Source organism: Williamsia serinedens (assembly GCF_024171725.1).
GTDB lineage: Bacteria > Actinomycetota > Actinomycetes > Mycobacteriales > Mycobacteriaceae > Williamsia_A > Williamsia_A serinedens.
Genome location: NZ_JAMTCG010000004.1, coordinates 411,870 through 431,241, shown reverse-complemented (window position 1 = coordinate 431,241; position 19,372 = coordinate 411,870). Strand labels below are relative to the sequence as shown.

The window sequence follows — 19,372 nt, the reverse complement described above, 5'->3', positions numbered from 1 at the left end:
TGTCGAAGGGGCGATGGCTGATGTGGGCGGTGGGGGAGTTCGGTCGTGGCCGCAGGAGGCCGACCATCTGACGTCGCGCCTCGTCGGGCTCACCGCGGCCCAGCGGGCCATGTGGTTCGCCGAACAGGCCGACGCGGGTCGGTCGGTGACGGTCGCCCATTTCCTCGACGTCGTCGACGGCGAGCGTCCGTTCGACCGCGAGTCCTTCCGACGCGCGGTCGTCGCCGCGGCGCGGGATCTGCAGTCGGCGCACACGCGGTTCACCGTGGTCGACGACGAGCCGTTCCAGTGCATCGATCCCGACGGCGCGTTCGACGTCGACGAGATCGACCTCCGCGACGAGACCGACCCGGTCGCCGCCGCCCACGCCTGGATGGCGGCCGACCACGAGCGTCCGATGGACCTCACACGGGAGCCCGTCGCGGTGTCGACCTTCCTGCGCGTCGCGGACGACCGCACGTTCTGGTATCTGCGCGGGCACCACATCGCCTTCGACGGGTTCGGCGCGTTGACCTGTCTGCACGAGGCGATCGACCGGTACAACGCCGCGACCCGGGGTGACGCGTTCACCCCGCCGCGTCGCGCGGACATCGCCGAGGTGGTCGCGGACGACGCCCGGTACCGATCCACCGGCCGGTACGAGACCGATCGTGCCCATTGGGCCGAGCGCGTCGTCGACCTGCCCGAGCCGATCACGCTCACGCGCCGGGCCACCCCGGCGCCCGACGACCCGGACCGGCACCGCCACGTGGCCGCCGGCTCGCGACTCGCCCCCGAGGTGCAGATCCGGCTGTCCGAGGCCGCGACCGGCATGTCGGCGTCGGTGCCCGCGGTGGTCGGCGCGGCGTTCGCCGCGTTCCTCGCCCGCATGACCGCGAGCGACGAGGTCGTGCTGAGCCTGCCCGTCACCGCCCGCACGACGGCGCTGGTGAAGAGATCCGCGGGCATGGTCGCGAACATGCTGCCGGTGCGACTGCCCGTCGCCGACGGCACCTCGGTCGCCGACCTCGTCCGGGCCGCCACGCTCGAGCTGACCGGATGCCTGCGACATCAGCGGTTCCGCTTCGAGGACATCCGCGCGTTGGCCGGTCGCACCGACGCGTCGTCCATGTCGTTCGGGCCGATCGTGAACATGGTCCTGTTCGACCGACCGCTCGCGCTCGAGGGCGCCCACGTCGACTACCACATCCTGTCGTCCGGGGTCGCGGAGGACCTGCGGCTGAACGTCTACCAGGCCGGTACCGACGCCCCGCTCGAGATCGACCTGCACGGGAACGCCGCCCGGTACACCGCCACCGAGATCGACACCCACCTGCGGCGGTTCCTGACGTTCCTCGACCGGTTCGTCGCCGCAACCGACGTCTCCGTCGCCGACCTGGATCTGCTGCTGCCGGGCGAGGTCGGACGCGTGGAGGCGTTCTCCGCCGGGCCCGCCGTCGAGACGCCGGCCGACGACGGTGACGTCCTCGCCGCGTTCGAGCGACACGTCGCGGCCACACCCGACGCGGTCGCCCTGGACCACGGCGCCGGGGTCCTCACCTACGCCGAGTTCGACCGTGCCCGTCGCGGACTCGCGGGCGTGCTCGCCGACGAGGGGGTCACGCTCGGGGACCGGGTCGTCCTGTCGCTGCCGCGTGGCGTGGAGCAGGTCTGCTCGGTGTACGCGGCGCTGACCCTCGGCGCCGCCTGGGTCCCGGTGGACCCCGCCGACCCCGCCGACCGGCGTGCCGGCATCGCCCGACGGGTCCGTCCTGCCGCGACGGTCGACGCCGACTTCGTCGGCCGGACAGGTGGCCTCGTCTCCTGGCGCGCCGCCGAGCCCGTCGCGTCCTTCGCGCAGCCCGTCCCGCACGATCTGCCCGCGTACGTGCTGTTCACGTCCGGGTCGACGGGGGAGCCCAAGGGCGTCGAGGTCGGCCACGCCGCGGTGCAGACACGCCTGGCCTGGATGCAGGACGACCACTCGCTCACCGCGACCGATGCGGTGCTGTACAAGACGCCGTCGACGTTCGACGTGTCGGTGTGGGAACTGCTGTGGCCGTTGACCACCGGGGCCCGCATGGTCCTCGCCGCACCCGACGGCCACCGCGATCCGGACCACCTGCGGACGCGGATCGCCGCGGCCGGGGTCACGGTTCTGCATTTCGTGCCGTCGATGCTGGACACCTACCTCGACGTGGTCGGGGCGTCCCCCTTCCCGCCGGGGGTCCGGCTGGTCATCACCTCCGGCGAGGCACTGGACGCGGCGACCGCGGCGCGGGTGCTCGCCCACGACGGTCCGACGCTGGTCAACCTGTACGGCCCCACGGAGGCGACGGTCGACGTGACGAGCCACGTCGTCGGCGGTGAGGACCCCGTCCCGATCGGGCGACCGGTGCCGGGGACCGTGACCCGAGTCCTCGACGCGCACCTGCGGCCGGTCCCGGCGGGCGTGATCGGCGAGCTGTACCTCGCCGGTGCCCAGATCGCGGCGGGGTACGTCGGGGCCACCGGGCTGACGGCGGAGCGCTTCGTGGCCGACCCGTCCGGCGACGCCGGGACGCGCATGTACCGCACCGGCGACCTCGTCCGGTGGGGCGACGACGGCGTGCTCGACTACCTCGGTCGCGTCGACGACCAGGTGAAGATCCGCGGCCGCCGTGTCGAACTGGGCGAGATCGGCGCCGTCGTCGCGGCGATGGAGGGCGTCGGCGCCGCCGTCGTCGTCGCCCGCCGCGACATGGGACCCGCGCCCGTGCTCGTCGCCTACGTCCGGGGCGACGCGGACACCGACGCGGTCCGGGCGTGGTGCGCCGACCGACTGCCCGAGCACATGGTGCCCGCGGCGGTCGTCACGGTGGACGAGTTCCCGACCACGCGCTCGGGCAAGCTCGACCGACGCGCACTCCCTGCCCCGGTGGCGCACCGCGCCTCGGCCCTCGTCGCGCCCGCGACGCCCGTGGAACGGATCGTCGTCGACCTCGTCGCCGACGCCCTCCCCGGCGCGCCGGTCTCCGTGACCGACAACCTGTTCCGGCTCGGGGGCGACTCGATGCTGGCCGCACGCCTGGTGTCGCGCGCCCGCGCCGTCGGGGTCGACCTGGCGCTGGTCGACGTCTTCGACGCACGCGACCTGCGTGCCCTCGCGGCGCGTGCCGTGCCCACGGACGTGGTCGTCGCCCCGGCCCGGCGTCCGCGGCCGGAACCGATCCCGTTGGCACCCGCCCAGACCCGCCTGTGGTTCACCCACCGGATGGCCCCGGACGACCCGGCCTACAACATGTCCGGTGCCCTCGCGCTCGCCGAGGCCGCCGACGTCGACGCCTTCCGCTCGGCGGTCGTCGACGTGCTCGACCGCCACGAGATCCTCCGGACGGTGTTCCCCGCGGTCGACGGAGAACCGGTCCAGCACATCCTGTCGACGCCCGCCGCGATGGCACGCCTGGAGTCCGGCTGCCCGGTCGTGGTGGACGCGGCCGCCGGGGGCCGCTCGGCGGCCGTGGCGCGTCTCGCCGGGACGGGTTTCGACCTGCAGTCGCAAGTCCCGTTGCGGGCCACGGTGGTCACCGGTGACCCTGCCGGGGACGTCGCGGTCGTCGTGGTCCACCACATCGCCGCCGACGGGTTCTCGTTGCGACCACTGCTGTCGGATCTGGTCCACGCCTACGAGGCCCGGCGCTCGGGGCGGGCACCGGCGTTCGCGCCACTGCCCCTGCAGTACGCCGATGTCGCGGTGGCGCAGGCGGAGTCGCTGGGCACCCCGGACGCCCCGTCGTCGGCACTGACCGATGGGATCGCGTTCTGGGAGGAGGAGCTGCGCGGGGCACCGCAGCTGCTCGAGCTGCCGACCGATCGCCGCCGGCCCCGGGTGGCGTCCGGCGCGGGGGCGACCGTCGACCTGACCGTGCCCGCGGAGCTCGCCGACGGTGTCCGCGACGCCGCCCGCGCATTCGGCACGACACCGTTCACGGTGTTCCACACCGCGCTCGGCATCCTCCTCGCGCGTCTCGCGGCGACCGACGACGTCAGCATCGGCACCGCCGTCGCCGGCCGTGACGACCCGGCGACCACCGACCTCGTCGGCATGTTCGTCACCACCGTGGTGCTCCGCACGCCACTGCGCGCCGACGCGACCGTCGCCGATCTGCTCGCGGACAACCACCGTGTCCGCGCGGATGCGCTGGCACACGCCGACATCCCGTTCGAGCGGGTCGTCGACGCGCTGGCGCCGCAGCGCACGCCGGCGCACGCCCCGCTGTTCCAGGTCGCGCTCACCGTCGGACCCGACCACCTCGCCGACCTCGGTGCGTGGCCGGGCGCGGCCGGACTGATCGACGCGCGCGTCCCCGCCGCGAAATACGACCTGACGTGGACGGTCACCGAGGGTGCCGACACCACCCGCATCGAGATCTCCTACGCCACCGACCTGTTCGACGAGGCGCGCGTCGTGGGGTTCGGCGACATGTTCGTCCGGGTGCTCGCCGCGGTGATCGCCGACCCCGGCCGCGCCGCGGGGACGATCGACGTCCTCGACGCCTATGCGGTGTCCGCGCTCACCGCGCCGCGCCGAAGCGCCACGGCGCCCGTCGTCCTCGCCGACCTGCTCGACGCCGGCGCCGCCCTCGCCGATCCCACGGCGCCGGCGCTCACCGGCGACGTGACCCTGTCGTGGACGGAGTTCCGCTCGGCGACCGCCGCGCTCGCGCGCGACCTGATCGCCCAGGGGATCGGACCCGGCAACGTCGTGGCCGTCACGATGCCCCGGTCGGCTCATCTGGTCCTCGCGATCGCCGCCGTCGCCACCACGGGTGCGGCTTTCGTGACCGTCGACCCCCGCCATCCGGCGGCCCGCGTCACGGCGATGATCGACGACAGCGGGGCACGGCTCGTTCTCGCCACCGGCGACGCTGCACCCCACGACACGGCCGTCCCGGTCGTGGTCGTCGACGACCCCGATGTGGAACTGCGCTGCGCCGGTCACCGGACGGACCCGGTCACCGACACCGACCGCACGCGCACGATCCGCGTCGACGACCTCGCCTATCTGCTCTTCACGTCGGGATCCACCGGGACACCCAAGGCAGCCGGTGTCACCCACGCCGGGCTGGCCGCCCTCGTCGCCGAGCAACGCCGGCTGCTGTGCGTCTCGCCGTCGAGCCGTGTCCTGCACGTCGCGTCGCCCGGGTTCGACGTCGCCGTCTTCGAGATCGTCCTCGGGCTGTGCGCCGGTGCCGAACTGGTCGTCAGCCCGTCGGACGTCTTCGCCGGGGCGGACCTGGAGTCGGTCGTCGACCGGCACGGGGTGACCCACGCCGTGCTCACGCCGTCGGTGGCCGCCACGATCGACCCGGCCGCGGTGCCGTCGATCGCGACCATGATGGTCGCGGGCGAGGTCTGCCCGCCGGAACTCGTCGCCCGCTGGTCCCGCAGCGGTCGCGGTGTGGTCAACCTGTACGGCCCGACGGAGGCCACCATCACCTCGACGGCGACATCGCCCCTGCGCGAGGGCGACCCGATGACCATCGGCACCGCGATCGACGGCGTCGGCGCCCTCGTCCTCGGTCCGGGCCTGCGGCCGGTCCCGGTCGACGTGGTGGGGGAGCTGTACCTGTCGGGAGCCGCGCTCGGTCGGGGGTACCACGGTCGTCCCGACCTCACCGCGTCGCGATTCGTCGCGTCCCCGTTCGTCCCCGGCGAGCGTCTCTACCGCACAGGCGATCTCGCGTCGCGCACGGATTCCGGGGCACTCGTCTACCACGGTCGCAACGACTTCCAGGTGAAGATCCGCGGCATGCGGATCGAACCGGGCGAGGTCGACGCCGTGCTCACCGCCGATCCCGCGGTCGACGGTGCCGTCACCGTCGGCGTCACGGCCCCGTCCGGGGAGACCGTGCTCGTCTCCTACGTGACCGGCCGCGACGCCTCGCCGGAGCGACTGATGGACCGCGCCCGCACGCGACTCCCCGCGCATCTGGTGCCGCACACCGTGGTCGTGCTCGACGCGTTCCCGACGACGCGCACCCACAAGATCGACCGCACGGCCCTGCCGCCGGTCGAGATCGTCGTCGCCGGCGAGGGTGTCGCGCCGCGCACCCAGATGGAGACGGTGGTCGTCGCCGCGGTCGCCGAGATCCTGGGTGATGCCGGCGTCGGAGTGCACGACGACTTCTTCGCCCGCGGCGGTTCGTCGCTGTCGGCGGCGCGACTCGCCACCCACCTGGACCGTGTCCTCGACCGGCGGGTCCCGGTCGCGACGGTCTTCGAGAACCCCACGCCCGCAGCGCTCGCCGCGGTCCTCGCGACCGCGCCGACGAGTGGACGTCCCGACCTCGTTCGTCGTCCCCGTCCCGAGGTGGTCGGGGTCTCCGACCGCCAACGCGGTCTGTGGACGATCAACCGAGCCGACCCGCAGTCCTCGGCGTACGTCATCGCGCTCGTGCTCGACCTCGCCGGCCCGCTCGACGTCGACGCGCTCACCGGTGCGGTCCGCGACGTGATCGAACGACACGAGACGTTGCGAACGGTCTACCCGTTGGTGGGGGACCGGCCCGTCCAGGTGATCGTCCCGGCGGACCAGGCCCTCGACGCGATCGAGATCGCCGTCCGCGACGTGGATCCCGCCGCGCTCGACGCGGCCGTCGCAGAGGTGACCGGTCGCGGCTTCGACCTGGTCGCCGAGCCGGGCGTCCGCGCAGGGATCCTGTGTGTCGACCCCGAGCGCCATGCGCTCGTCGTCGCGATCCACCACATCAACGCCGACGGCGCGTCGCTGGCGCCACTGACCCGGGACCTGGCCGCCGCCTACGCCGCTCGCGTCGGCGGGACACGGTCGGTCGTCGACGGTCGTCGCCCGACCGAGGTCGACTACGCGGACTGGTCCCGCTGGCACGCGGAGTTCCTGTCGACGGCCGGTCCCGACAGCACGACGGAGGAGCAGCGCCAGCTGGCCTACTGGTCGCGCCGGTTGTCCGGGGCGCCCGAGCGCAGCGACCTGCCCACCGACCGACCGCGTCGGGACCGACCGGGGAGCGGTGGGACCGTGGACGTCACCGTCCCCGCCGACATCGTCGCGGGTCTCGAGGACATCGCACGATCACATGCGGCGACGCTGTTCATGGTCGTCCACGCGGCGTGGTCGGTGCTGCTCGCGCGGTCGTCGGGCCGCACCGACGTCGTCGTCGGGACACCCCATGCGGGTCGCGACGACCGACGGGTCGCCGACGTCGTCGGGATGTTCGTGACGTCCGTGCCGCTGCGCACGCGCATCTCGCCGCACGAGCCCTTCACCGACCTGCTCGACCGGGTCCGCGCGGAGGACCTCGCCGACCTGGCGCACACCGACGTCCCCTTCGACCGCATCGTCGACCACGTCCTCGGTCGAGCGCCGTCGTCGGCGACCCCTCTCTTCCAGGTGACGCTGGCGTTCCAGGATCTGGACCTGCCGGCGGTGACGCTCGACGGACTGCGCGTGACGCCGCGGCATGACGCCACCACGACCGCGAAGGTCGACCTCGAGGTCGCGATCTTCCCCGGGGACCGCGATGGGGTGGACCGTGCCGGCGCGCTCGGTGGTCGCGTCACCTACGACACGGCCCTCTTCGACCGCGCGACCGTCGAGACGCTGGTGCAGCGCTGGCTCCGATTGCTGCGCGCTGTCGTCGACGATCCCACGACGGCCGTGGGAGACCTCACGATCGAGGACGTGGACCTCGACGACCCTTCCGACGGGTTCCGTTCCGGCCGGGGCGCTCTCGTCGCGGCGTCCGCCGCCGCCGGTCTGGTGTCGGCCGCGGCGGCCGTGCTCCCCGACGTGGTCGCGATCGACCAGGACGGGGCCGCGGTGACGTTCCTCGACCTCGAGGCGTCGGCGGTGGCCATGGCGACGGCACTCCCCGACACCGACGCGGGCACGGCCCTCGTCGTCGCCCTCACGAGCCTCGTCCCGACCCTGGCGGTGACCGCCGGGTCCGACGGGGACCCCGTCGAGGTCGCCGTGGACGCGATCGCCCGCCGCGCCGCCGAACTCGTCGATGCCGTCGGCGGTGCCTTCGGCGGCCAGGACACGGCGTTCTCGACGGACGGGGCCGAGTCCGCGTGACCGTGACCGGTACCGGCGCGCACCGCGCGCCGCCGCGCTCGCGCGACCGCCCGGGCCTGGTGGAGCTCATCGCGGTCGCCGCGCGCGTCGCACCCGAGTCCCCGGTCCTGACCGGCGAGCCGCTGTCGTTCGCCGACCTGCACCGCCGGGTCGCCGCGGCGGCGGCCGCCTTGGCGTCCCGTGGTGTCGACCCCGACGCGGCCGTCCGTGCCACCGTCACCGCACTGATGCCGCGAGACGGGCTGGCGCCGGCGGAGATCGCGGCGGCCGCGGCCGCCCGTACCGCCGCCGTCGTCGAGGCCGCGATCGCCGCGATCGGCACACGGGACTGGCGCACGGTGCCGGGGCTGGTCCGCGGGGCGGCCCGCCGGCGTCCGGATGCGGTCGCCGTCACCGACACCGCCGGTCGCACAAGGACGTTCGCCGAACTCGACGCGGACTCGGAGGCCCTGGCCCGCGCGCTCGTCGCCGACGGAGCCGGTCCCGGACGGTTCGTGGCCGTCGCGCTGCGGCGCGACGTGGACCTGGTCGTCACCCTTCTCGCCGTGATGCGCGCCGGGGCCGCCTACGTCCCGCTCGACCGCGCGCACCCGGCGGCCAGGGTGCAGGCGGTGCTCGACGCGGCCCGTCCCGTCCTCGTGGTGGTCACCGACGACGCCGACCCCGACGACCTGGGCGGCACGGGCGCGATCCTCGTCCGGAGGCTGGGCGACCTGCAGGCCGCCGCGGCGGACGCGGACGCGGCCCACGTGGATCCGGATCCGCGTGACGCCGCGTACGCGATCTTCACCTCCGGGTCGACCGGTGTCCCGAAGGGCGTCGTCGTCGAGCACCGCCAGGTCACAGCCCTGTTCGCCGCAGCGCAGGAGGTCATGTCCACGAGCGCCGACGATGTCTGGTCGGCGCTGCACTCCCCGGCCTTCGACGTCTCGGTCGCCGAGATGTGGACGCCGCTCACCGTCGGCGGGCGGCTCGTCGTCGTCGACCCCGACACCGTGAGCGACCCCGTCGATCTCGTCGACGTCCTCGACCGCGAGGGCGTGACGGTGATGGGTGCGACGCCGTCGCTGTTCCACACCGTGGCCGAGGTGTTGCGGGCGCGGGGCATCCCGTCGGCGCTGCGTCGGATCGCACTGGGCGGTGAGTCCCTGGACCCCGCCGCCGCCCGTCGCTGGCACGACGACCACCCCGCTGCCCGGACCGCGCTGGAGAACGTCTACGGGCCGACCGAGGCCACGGTGTACCTGACCCACCGCGCCATGACGGCGGACTTCTCCGCGACGGCGACCGAGCCCGACATCGGGATCGCGTTCCCGGGGTCGAGAGCGGCGGTGCTCGACGCACGGCTCGCCGCCGTGCCCGACGGTGTCCCGGGCGAGCTGTATCTGGCCGGGGGACAGCTCGCCCGGGGGTACCTCGGTCGCCCGGACCTGACGGCTCTGCGTTTCGTGGCCGACCCGGCCGGCCCGCCGGGGTCACGCATGTACCGCAGCGGTGACGTCGCCCGGCCGCGGGGCGGATCCCTGATCTTCGTCGGCCGCGCGGACGACCAGGTCAAGCTGCGCGGGCACCGGATCGAACTCGGCGAGGTCGAGTCCGCGGTGTACGCCGCCCCGGGGGTGTCGTCGGTCGCGGTCACCGTGCACCGCCCGGACGTCGGTCCCGCCGACGGGTCGGCCGATCGTCTCGTCGCGTACGTCACCGGCGCGGGCGCGGGCGCCGACGGGGTCCGCGCAGCGGTGGCCGCGCTCTTGCCGGCCTACATGGTGCCGTCGGACGTGGTGGTCCTCGACCGGATGCCGACGACCGTGAACGGCAAGGTCGATCGGGCGGCGCTGCCGGCGCCCACGTCCTCGGAGACCGGCGAGGACGCCCCGCCGGCGACCCCCACCGAAGAGGTGCTCGCCGCCATCGCCGCCGAGGCGCTCGGTCTCCTGGACATCCCGGTGACCGCGTCCGTGTTCGACCGCGGCGCCAACTCGCTGGCCGCCGCCCGCTGGGCGATCGGGGCGTCGGAGCGTCTCGACGTCGCGGTCTCCGTCCGCGACGTGTTCGCCCACCCGACCGTGCGGTCGCTCGCCGCCGTCGTCGAGGGTCGGGTCGGCGGACCCACCCGACCGGCGCTCGTGTCGGTCGATCGAGACCGGACCGTCCCGTTCACGGCGCCGTTGTCGCCTGCGCAACACCGTGTCTGGTTCCTCGACACCCTCGACCCCGGCGGCGTGGGGTACCTCATCCCCGTCGCCCTGCGACTCACCGGGGACCTGCGCCCGGACGTCCTCGCCGCGGCCGTCGACGACCTGATCGGCCGTCACGAGACCCTGCGCACGCGGTTCGTCGCCACCGACGGCGTCCCGACGGCCGTCGTCCACCCGGACACCACCGGTGTCGACGTCCTCGTGGACCCGCCGCTCGACCGGCGGTCCGTCGACGATCCCACCGGCTCCGCGATCGCCGAGACCACCGCGACCGGAATGGATCTCGCGACGCGGCCGCCACTGAGGGTGCGCCTGTACCGGACCGACGACGACACCTGGCTGCTCGTCGTCGTGCTGCACCACATCATCGCCGACGGCGCCTCCGTCGGGCCGATGGTTCGGGACCTGATGGCCGCCTACCGGTCCCGCCTCGAGGGCCTACCGCCCGACCTGCGCCCACTACGGGTCCAGTTCACCGACCACGCCGCGTGGCAGGGAGATCGGCTCGGCGACCCCTCCGACCCGGAGTCGCTCGCGGCGACGCAGCTCGCGTTCTGGCGGACGCGCCTCACCGGGGTGGAGGGCGTCACCGACCTCCCGCTGGACCGCCCGCGCCCACCGGTGTGGGTCGACGGCGGTGCCGAGCAGCGGTTCTCGATCGACGCGGCCACGTGGGCGGCCCTGTCGGACCTCGCGCACCGCCACGGCGCCACGCCGTTCATGGCGATGCATGCCCTCCTGGCGCTGACCCTCGCCCGGTCGGGGACCGACGACGACATCGTCGTCGGCAGCCCCGTCGCCGGTCGCGACGCACCCGGGGTCGACGACCTCATCGGCATGTTCGTCACGACGGTCGCCCTGCGGACACCGGTCGACCGCAGGCGGGGATTCCTCGACCTGCTCCGTCGCGCCCGCGACGTCGACATCGAGGCCATGGACCACGCCGACGTCCCGTTCGAGACCGTCGTCGCCGAGCTCGCACCCGAGCGCAGCACCGCCCACGCGCCGATCTTCGGTGTCGCGCTGGCGTTCCAGAACCACCACCGGCCCGAGCTGGCGCTGCCCGGCGTCGAGGTGGAGTCGGTCGACGTGCCGGTGACGACGACGAAGGTCGACCTGCAGCTGACGGTCGACGCCCCGGCGGGCCGCGACGAGACCGGGGACGTCCCGGCCGTGATCACCTACGCGACAGCGCTGTTCGACCCCGCGACCGTCGTCGAGTTCGGCGAGCGCCTGCGCGCACTGGCCGCGGCGGTCGTCGCCGATCCGGACGCGCCCGTCGGGGACCTGCCGCTGCCCGACGTCGCCCCGGCCGGGGGACGATCCGACGAGACACCGACCCGACCGTCCACCGGTCGACTCCTCGTCGACGTCCTCGGCGACGCCGTGGCCGCTCACCCCGACAGGCCCGCCGTCAGCGGGTCGGGCACGACGCTCACCTACGCCGAGGTGTCGCGTCGCGCGGATGCGGTGGCCGGCCGGATCGCCGCCGCAGGGGCCGCCCCGGGCGACGCCGTCGCGATCGTCCTGGCGCGTGAGGTCGACGCGACCGTCGCCCTCTGGGCGGTGGTCCGCAGCGGGGCGGCGCCCCTCCTGATCGACCCCACGACACCCGCCGACCGCGTCGCCGACATGGTCGCCCTCGCCGACGTCCGCATCGCGATCGCCCGGGACGACGCCGCTCTCCCCGCTGCGGTGGTGCGCATTCACCCGTCGGACGCCGGTGGGGCCGCGTCGTCCCCCTCGCCCCGCCCACGCCCCGCCGACACCGCGTACCTCGTGTTCACATCCGGTTCGACCGGCACCCCGAAGGGTGTCGAGGTGACCCACGCCGGGGTCGGTGCGCTCGCCGACGAGGCGGTGCAGCGACTCCACCTCACCTCGCAGTCGCGTGTGCTGCGGCTCGCCGCACCGGGATTCGACGCCGCCGTCTTCGAGACCGTCGTCGCGGCCGCGTCCGGAGCAGCGCTCTGCGTCGTCGAGCCGGGGATCGTGGGTGGCGACGACCTCGCCGCCGTGCTGCGCCACGAGCGGGTGACGCATGCCGTCGTCACACCCGCGGCGCTCGCGACGGTCCCGCCCGAGGGCCTCGACGACCTCGCCGTCCTGTGCGTCGCCGGCGACGCCTGCGGCCCGGACCTGGTGCGCGCCTGGGCGCCGGGCCGGACGATGCTGAACCTGTACGGCCCGTCGGAGGCGACCGTCTGGTCGACCGTGAGCACACCGATGACACCCGAACTCCCGCCGACCATCGGCACCCCGATCGACGGTGTCGGCTGCGAGGTCCTCGACGCCCGCCTTAAGCCGGTGCCGGTCAACGTGACCGGCGAGCTGTACCTGTCGGGACCCGCCCTCGCGCGGGGCTACCGCGGCCGGGCCGACCTCACCGCCGACCGGTTCGTCGCCGGCCCGGACGGCCGACGTCGCTACCGCACCGGCGATCTCGTCCGTCGGCGCCGCACCGGTGACCTCGAGTACGTGGGCCGCAGCGACTTCCAGCTCAAGATCCGCGGCGTCCGCGTCGAACCCGGTGAGGTCGACGCGGTGCTCACCGACCGCCCCGACGTCGCGGCCTCGTTCACGACCGGCGTCGAGCACCCCACCACGGGGGAACCGACCCTCGTCTCGTGGGTGGTCTCCGCGGACCCCGCGGTGACGTCGTCGGACCTCCTGGACCACGCGGCGCGGCGGCTCCCGGGCCCGATGGTCCCGTCGGCGATCGTCCTCGTCGACGCCCTGCCGCTCACACCGGTCGGCAAGGTCGACCGACGTGCGCTGCCCGCGCCGGTGATCGAGCGCGCAGCGTTCGTGGCCCCGGCGGACGATCGGGAGCGTGCCGTCGCCGACGTGATCGCGACGGTGCTGCAGCTCGACCGCGTGTCGGTGGTCGACGACTTCTTCGCGCTGGGTGGGACGTCGCTGTCGGCGACACGTGTTGTCGCCCGCGTCGCCGACGCGCTCGGTGTCGCGGTCGGTGTCCGGGACGTGTTCGCGCACAGCACGCCTCGAGCGCTGGCGGCGGCGCTGGCCGGTCGCGAGGTCGAGCGGCGGCCGGTGGCCGCAGGATCGCGGCCTCGTCCGGATCGACTCCCGCTGTCGCATGCGCAACGGCGGATGTGGTTCGTGAACCAGCTCGACACCACGTCGTCGGCGTACACGATCCCCGTGGTGGTCCGGCTGACCGGACCGCTCGACGTCGATGCGGTGCGCCTGGCCGTGCTCGACGTGGTCGACCGTCACGAGGTCCTGCGGACCGTCTATCCGGCCTCCGCGAGCGGTGAACCCACCCAGGTCGTGCTCCCGACGGCCCCCGTCGCCGACCGGTTCGACTGGGGCACCACCGGGGGACCCGGCGCGGAGACCACCGCGCGGGCCGTGCTCGACGACGGCGTCGACGTGACCGTCGACCTCCCGCTCCGGGGGCGTCTCGCGTCCCTTGCGCGCGACCGCCACCTCCTGGTGCTCGCCGTCCACCACATCGCCGCCGACGGCCAGTCGGCGCCGATCCTCGCCGCCGACATCGCCACCGCCTACACCGCACGTGCCGCCGGTCATGCGGCCGACTGGACGCCGTTGCCCGTCCAGTACGCCGACCACGCCCTCGCGGAGCGTGAGCTCCTCGGTGACGCCGAGGATCCCGCGTCGGAGATGAGCCGAGCGCTCGCGCACTGGCGCACGGTGCTCGACGGTGCGCCCGACCTGCTGCCGCTGCCCACCGATCGGCCCCGGCCGACCGTCGCCGACACCCGCGGTGACACGGTGCGATGGTCACTGCCGGCGCAGGTGCGGGATCGACTGCGCGCGAACGCCGGCCGCCACGGTGCGACCCTGTTCATGGCCGTCCACTCCGCGCTCGCGCTGGTGCTCGCGCGGGTCACGGGCACGACGGACATCACCGTCGCGACACCCGTCGCGGGGCGTGGTCGAGCCGAGATCGACCCGCTGGTCGGGATGTTCGTCAACACCGTCGTGCTCCGCACGCGCGTCGATCCCGCCGACGCCCTCGACACACTGCTGCGCGAGGTGCGTGAGGTGGACCTCGACGCGTTCGCGCACGCACACATCCCGTTCGAGCGCGTCGTCGACGCGATGGACCCGGTGCGGTCGGAGTCGTTCGAACCGCTCGCCCAGGTGATGCTCGTGCTCGACGAGGGCACCACCCGCGCGGCTGCGACGGCGACGGTCGGCGACCTCGAGGTGGCCCTCGCCGACCCCGGCCCCGAGCCTGCGAAGGTCGACCTGACCATCGGCGTCACCGACACCGACGACGGGCTGGACGGCGTCCTCACCGTCGCGCGCAGCCTGTTCGACGTCGAGACCGGGGAGATGATCGCCGACGCTCTCGTCCGCGCGCTGACCGCGCTCGCCGAACCACCCGCGTCGACGGCGGTCGGCGACGTCGACCTCCTCGGGGCGGCCGCGACGACGCGGGCGCTCGCCGCCGCGAGCGGCCCGCAGGCCCTGGTGCGCGGAGCGGCAGACGAGACTCTGGTCCACGCGGTCGCGGCGGCGTGCGTCGATCACGCGACCTCGACGGCGGTCGTCGACGGTCCGACCGGCCGGTCGCTGACCTTCGTCGAGTTCGGTTCGGCGGTCGCGCATCTCGGCCGCGCACTGCTCGCGGCCGGAGTGGGGCCGGAGACCGCTGTCGTCGTATGTTTGCCCCGGTCGATCGACCTCGTCGTCGCCGTGCACGCCGTCCTCGGCGCGGGCGGGCAGTACGTCCCCGTCGACCCCTCGACACCGCCCGATCGGGTCGCGCACATCGTCGACACGGCCGGCGCGACGCTGGCGGTCTCCACGGACCCTGTTCCGGAGGCACTGCGCGACAGCGGACTCCGCGTCACACCGGTGACCGTCGACACCAGGCCGGCCCCGCCGATCTCCGACGCCGAGCGCGGCGGGCCCGTCCATCCCGACGCCGCCGCGTACACCCTGTTCACGTCCGGGTCGACGGGCCGGCCGAAGGGCGTGACCGTGGCGCACCGCGCGGTCCTCAACCGGATCCGCTGGGGGCTCGCGGCGTTCCCCCTCGACGGTGACGACGCGGTGATGCTCAAGACACCGGCCACCTTCGACGTGTCCGTGCCCGAACTCGTCGCACCCCTCGTGGCCGGTGCGCGCATGGTCGTCGCCGGCGCCGACGGGCACACCGACCCCGAGCACATCGCGGACCTCGCCGCGCGCCATCACGTCACGTCCGTCCACTTCGTCCCGTCGATGCTGGCGGTGTTCCTCGACGTGGTCGGCGCCGATCGCCTCGCCGGGATGCGGGACGTCCGGTACGTCTTCTGCTCCGGCGAGGCGCTGACGCCGGCCGTTGCCCGCGCCGTCCGCGCTGCCCTCCCGCACGCGGCTCTGCACGACCTGTTCGGACCCACCGAGGCCGCGGTGGAGGTCCTCCACGCCCCACTGGACGCGATCGGTGACGTCGTGCCGATCGGACGACCGGTCCCGGGCGCACAGGCGCATGTCCTCGACGCCAGACTGCATCCCGTCGCCGACGGCGTGGTCGGCGAGCTGTACCTCGGCGGCGTGCAACTCGCCCGCGGGTACGCCGCATGTCCCGACCTGACCGCCGAGCGGTTCGTCGCCCATCCGGTCGAGCACGGCGCCCGGCTCTACCGCACCGGCGATCTCGTCCGCCGCACCCGCGACGGGGACCTGCAGTACCTCGGCCGCTCCGACTCCCAGGTCAAGATCCGCGGGCAGCGTGTCGAACTCGGGGAGATCGAGGCGGTCCTCGCCGAGGCGCCGGGCGTCACCCACGCCGCCGTCACCGTCGTCCGCGCGCCCGGGGGAGCCGACCACCTCGCCGCCCATGTTGTCGGCCACGACGACGCGGACACCCTGCGCGCCTCGGCGACACGTGCTGTGGCGCAGGCCCTTCCCGAGTACATGCGGCCGACGGTGTGGACCGTGCTCGACACCGCACCGATCGGCCCGAGCGGCAAGCTCGACCGGCGCACCCTGCCCGTCCCCGACCTCGCCGCCGTCGACCCGGTCGTCGTGGCCGCACCCACGACCCACGACGAGCACGTGATCGGTGACGTCGTGGCCGGTGTGCTGGGCGTCGACACGCTGTCGGTCACGACGTCGTTCTTCACCGCCGGCGGCGACTCGATCGCCGCGATCCGACTGACATCGCTCCTGAGGTCGGCCGGGTACACCGTGTCCCCCCGCGACGTGTTCGCGGCACCGACGGTGCGAGAGCTCGCCGTCCGCCTACGACAGGCCCGGACCGCCACCCTTTCCGAGCCGGCGGACGGGCCGACCGGGGCGATGCCCCTGCCGCCGCCCGTCGCGTGGCTGCGGGACCTCGCGTCCGGCGACCCCGACCGCATCCGCGACTTCTCGCAGGCCGCCGTGCTCGCCCTCCCGGACGGGGTCGACGAGGACGCGCTGCACACCGTCGTCCGAGCCGTCGTGGCCGCACACCCGATGCTCACCGCGGGACTGACGGTCGCCGACGGGCAGTGGACGGTCACCGCCGGCACCGGTGACCCGTCCGCGGTCCACACCGCCCTGCTCGCCGACGGCGACGTCGACACCGCCCATGCGACGGCTCTGCGCGCACTCGATCCCGCACGCGGGGTCATGGTCGCTGCGGTCGGTGTGCGCGGTGCGCCAGGGGAGGGGCGGCTGGTCGTCGCGGTCCACCACGTCGCGGTCGACGCGGTGTCGTGGCAGGCGATCGTCACCGGTCTCGCGACCGCGTGGTGGCAGCACGCGTCGGGCGCGACGATCGACGTCCCGGTGCGCGGGACGTCCTACCGTCGCTGGGCACAGGTGCTCGCCGACCTCGCGGACCGCACCGACGAGATCGACCTCTGGCGACGGCGACTCGACGTCCCACCGCCCGTGATCGACGGGGCGGCCGTGGTTCTCCACCCCGACCGTGACCGCCAGGTCGACACGCGGACGGTGTCGACCACCCTCGACGCCGCGGTGTCGCAGACGCTCCTCGACACGACCGCCCCTGCGTTCACGACCGGTGTCGACGTGCTGCTGGTCGCCGCGGTGCTGCAGGCCCTCGCCGGGGACGCCGAGCGTGTCGCGGTCCTCGTCGAGAACCACGGTCGCGAGGAGGGCGTCGCCCCCGGCGCCGACCTGTCCGGCACCGTTGGATGGTTCACCGCGTTCGCCCCGATCGCCGTCGACGTCCCGACCGCCGACGATCACGCCGCCGCGACCATCCGACTCGTGCAGGCCACCAAGGACGCCGTCGCACGTACCCCCGACCGCGGTGTCGCGTTCGGGACCCTGCGGTGGGGGACACCGGGATCGGCGCTGCGCGACCTGCCGCTGCCGCCCGTCACCGTCAATCACCTCGGCACCCTGCGCACTGCCGAGACAGCCGCGTTCGGGCCCGTGGCCGACGCGCCGTCACTGCCCGCCGTCGTCGATGGGACCATGACGGCTCTGGCGGCGATCACGGTGACGACCGCGGTCGTCCACGACACGGACGGCCGACGCATCCGGGCCGAGTTCACCGTGGCGCCAGAGGCACTCGGCGGGGCTTGGGAGCGCAGGGCGCAGGCACTCGTCGAGCGATGGGTGACGTCGGTGCGGGGCATCGTCGACGCCGCCACCGTCCGCGCGCCGGGACCGAGCGAGACCGACCTCGCCGCAACCGGTCTCACCCAGGACGAGATCGACGATCTGTTCCGCACCCACCCCGGTGCGCGCCTGTGGCCGCTCACCCCGCTGCAGCAGGGGCTGCTCTTCCAGGTCGAGGTGTCCGACGACGGGCTGACCGGCGACGCCGAGATCGACCCCTACATCACGCAGTCGGTGATCACCCTCGCCGGCGACCGCACGCCCGACGACCTCCGCGCCGCGGCGACGCGAGTCCTCCGGCGGCACCCGGCGCTGCGGTCGACCTTCCACCGCCTCGACTCCGGCCGTGCCGTCGTCGTCGTGGACCCGAGCACCCAGCCCGACTGGCGCGCGGTCGGTCTCGGTGACCGGACGGCCGGTGGCGACGCCCTCGCCGCTCTCGCCACCGACGAACGCACTCGCCGGTTCGACCTCGGCGCCCCCGGGCTCATCCGGTTCCTCGCGGCGACCCACCCCGACCCGCAGACGGGGGAGCGGCTGCTGTCGCTGGTCGTCACCGCGCACCACCTGATCGTCGACGGCTGGTCGGGGCCGGTGCTCCTCGCGGACCTGCTCGCGGGAGACGGGGAGGACACCCCGGACACCCTCGAGGACCTCGACGTCGGCCGCCACCTCGAGTGGCTCGGACGCCAGGACGTCGACGCCGCCCTGGACGTGTGGCGCGAGGCGCTCGCGGCGGTCGACGGACCCACCCTCCTCGCGCCCACGCTCCCGGCCCCGACACCCGGAGGGACGGGCGGCGAACACCGTTCGACGAGCACCACCCTCGACGCGGGCACCACCGACACGCTCACCGCCCGGGTCCGCGACCTCGGGGTCACGACGAGCTCGGCGCTGCACGCGGCGTGGGCGGTGGTCCTCGCGCAGCGCACCGGTGAGGACGTCGTGCTGTTCGCCGAGACGGCGGCGGGACGACCCGCCGAGGTGCCGGGTGTCGAGCACATGGTCGGACTGTTCATCACCACCGTCCCGGTCGCGGTCCCCGCCGCGCCGGGGGACACGCTGGCGGACGTCGCCCGCGCCGCACACCGCCACCGCACCAGGGTCGTCGACCACCAGTTCGTCGGACTCGACGACATCGCCCGCGCGGTCGGTCGCGACATCTCTGTGGACTCCCTGGTCGTGTACGAGAACTTCCCGGTCGACGTCGACGGCGTCGGTGCAGCCGCGGCGGCGTCGGGCGTCGACATCCGCCGCATCGAGACGTCCGATGCGACGCACTACCCGGCGGCCCTGGTGGCCGCGCCCACCGACGACGGCCTGACCCTGACGCTCAAGTACCGCGCGTCGGTGGTCGACGACGACGTCGCCGCGGATCTGCTGGTGCGCGTCGCCGCGGCGCTCACCGGGCTCGCCCACTCCCCGGGTCTCGCGGTCGGCGACCTCGACCGGATCGACGACGCCACCGCCGATCTCGTGGGCGGCTGGTCGCGCGGGGAGTCGACGGCGGTGCCGGACCGGCGGTTGTCGGACCTCG

The 19,372-nt window shown here is 74.3% G+C and carries 2 protein-coding genes (1 of these 2 running past the window's edge); both read left to right on the top strand.

The window, feature by feature from the left end; all coding sequences use genetic code 11:
- The first annotated feature begins 13 nt into the window (after positions 1 to 13).
- Complete coding sequence (locus LX12_RS12930) at positions 14 to 8,077, top strand: non-ribosomal peptide synthetase (protein WP_253654951.1); 8,064 nt, start codon at positions 14 to 16, stop codon at positions 8,075 to 8,077.
- A protein-coding gene (locus tag LX12_RS12925; RefSeq protein WP_253654950.1) for a non-ribosomal peptide synthase/polyketide synthase crosses the window boundary here: on the top strand, positions 8,074 to 19,372 show its 5' portion. Its footprint extends 25,967 nt past the window's final position; only the first 11,299 of its 37,266 coding nucleotides appear in the window; its start codon is at positions 8,074 to 8,076; its stop codon lies off the right edge, out of view. The genes LX12_RS12930 and LX12_RS12925 overlap by 4 nt, the downstream gene beginning before the upstream one ends.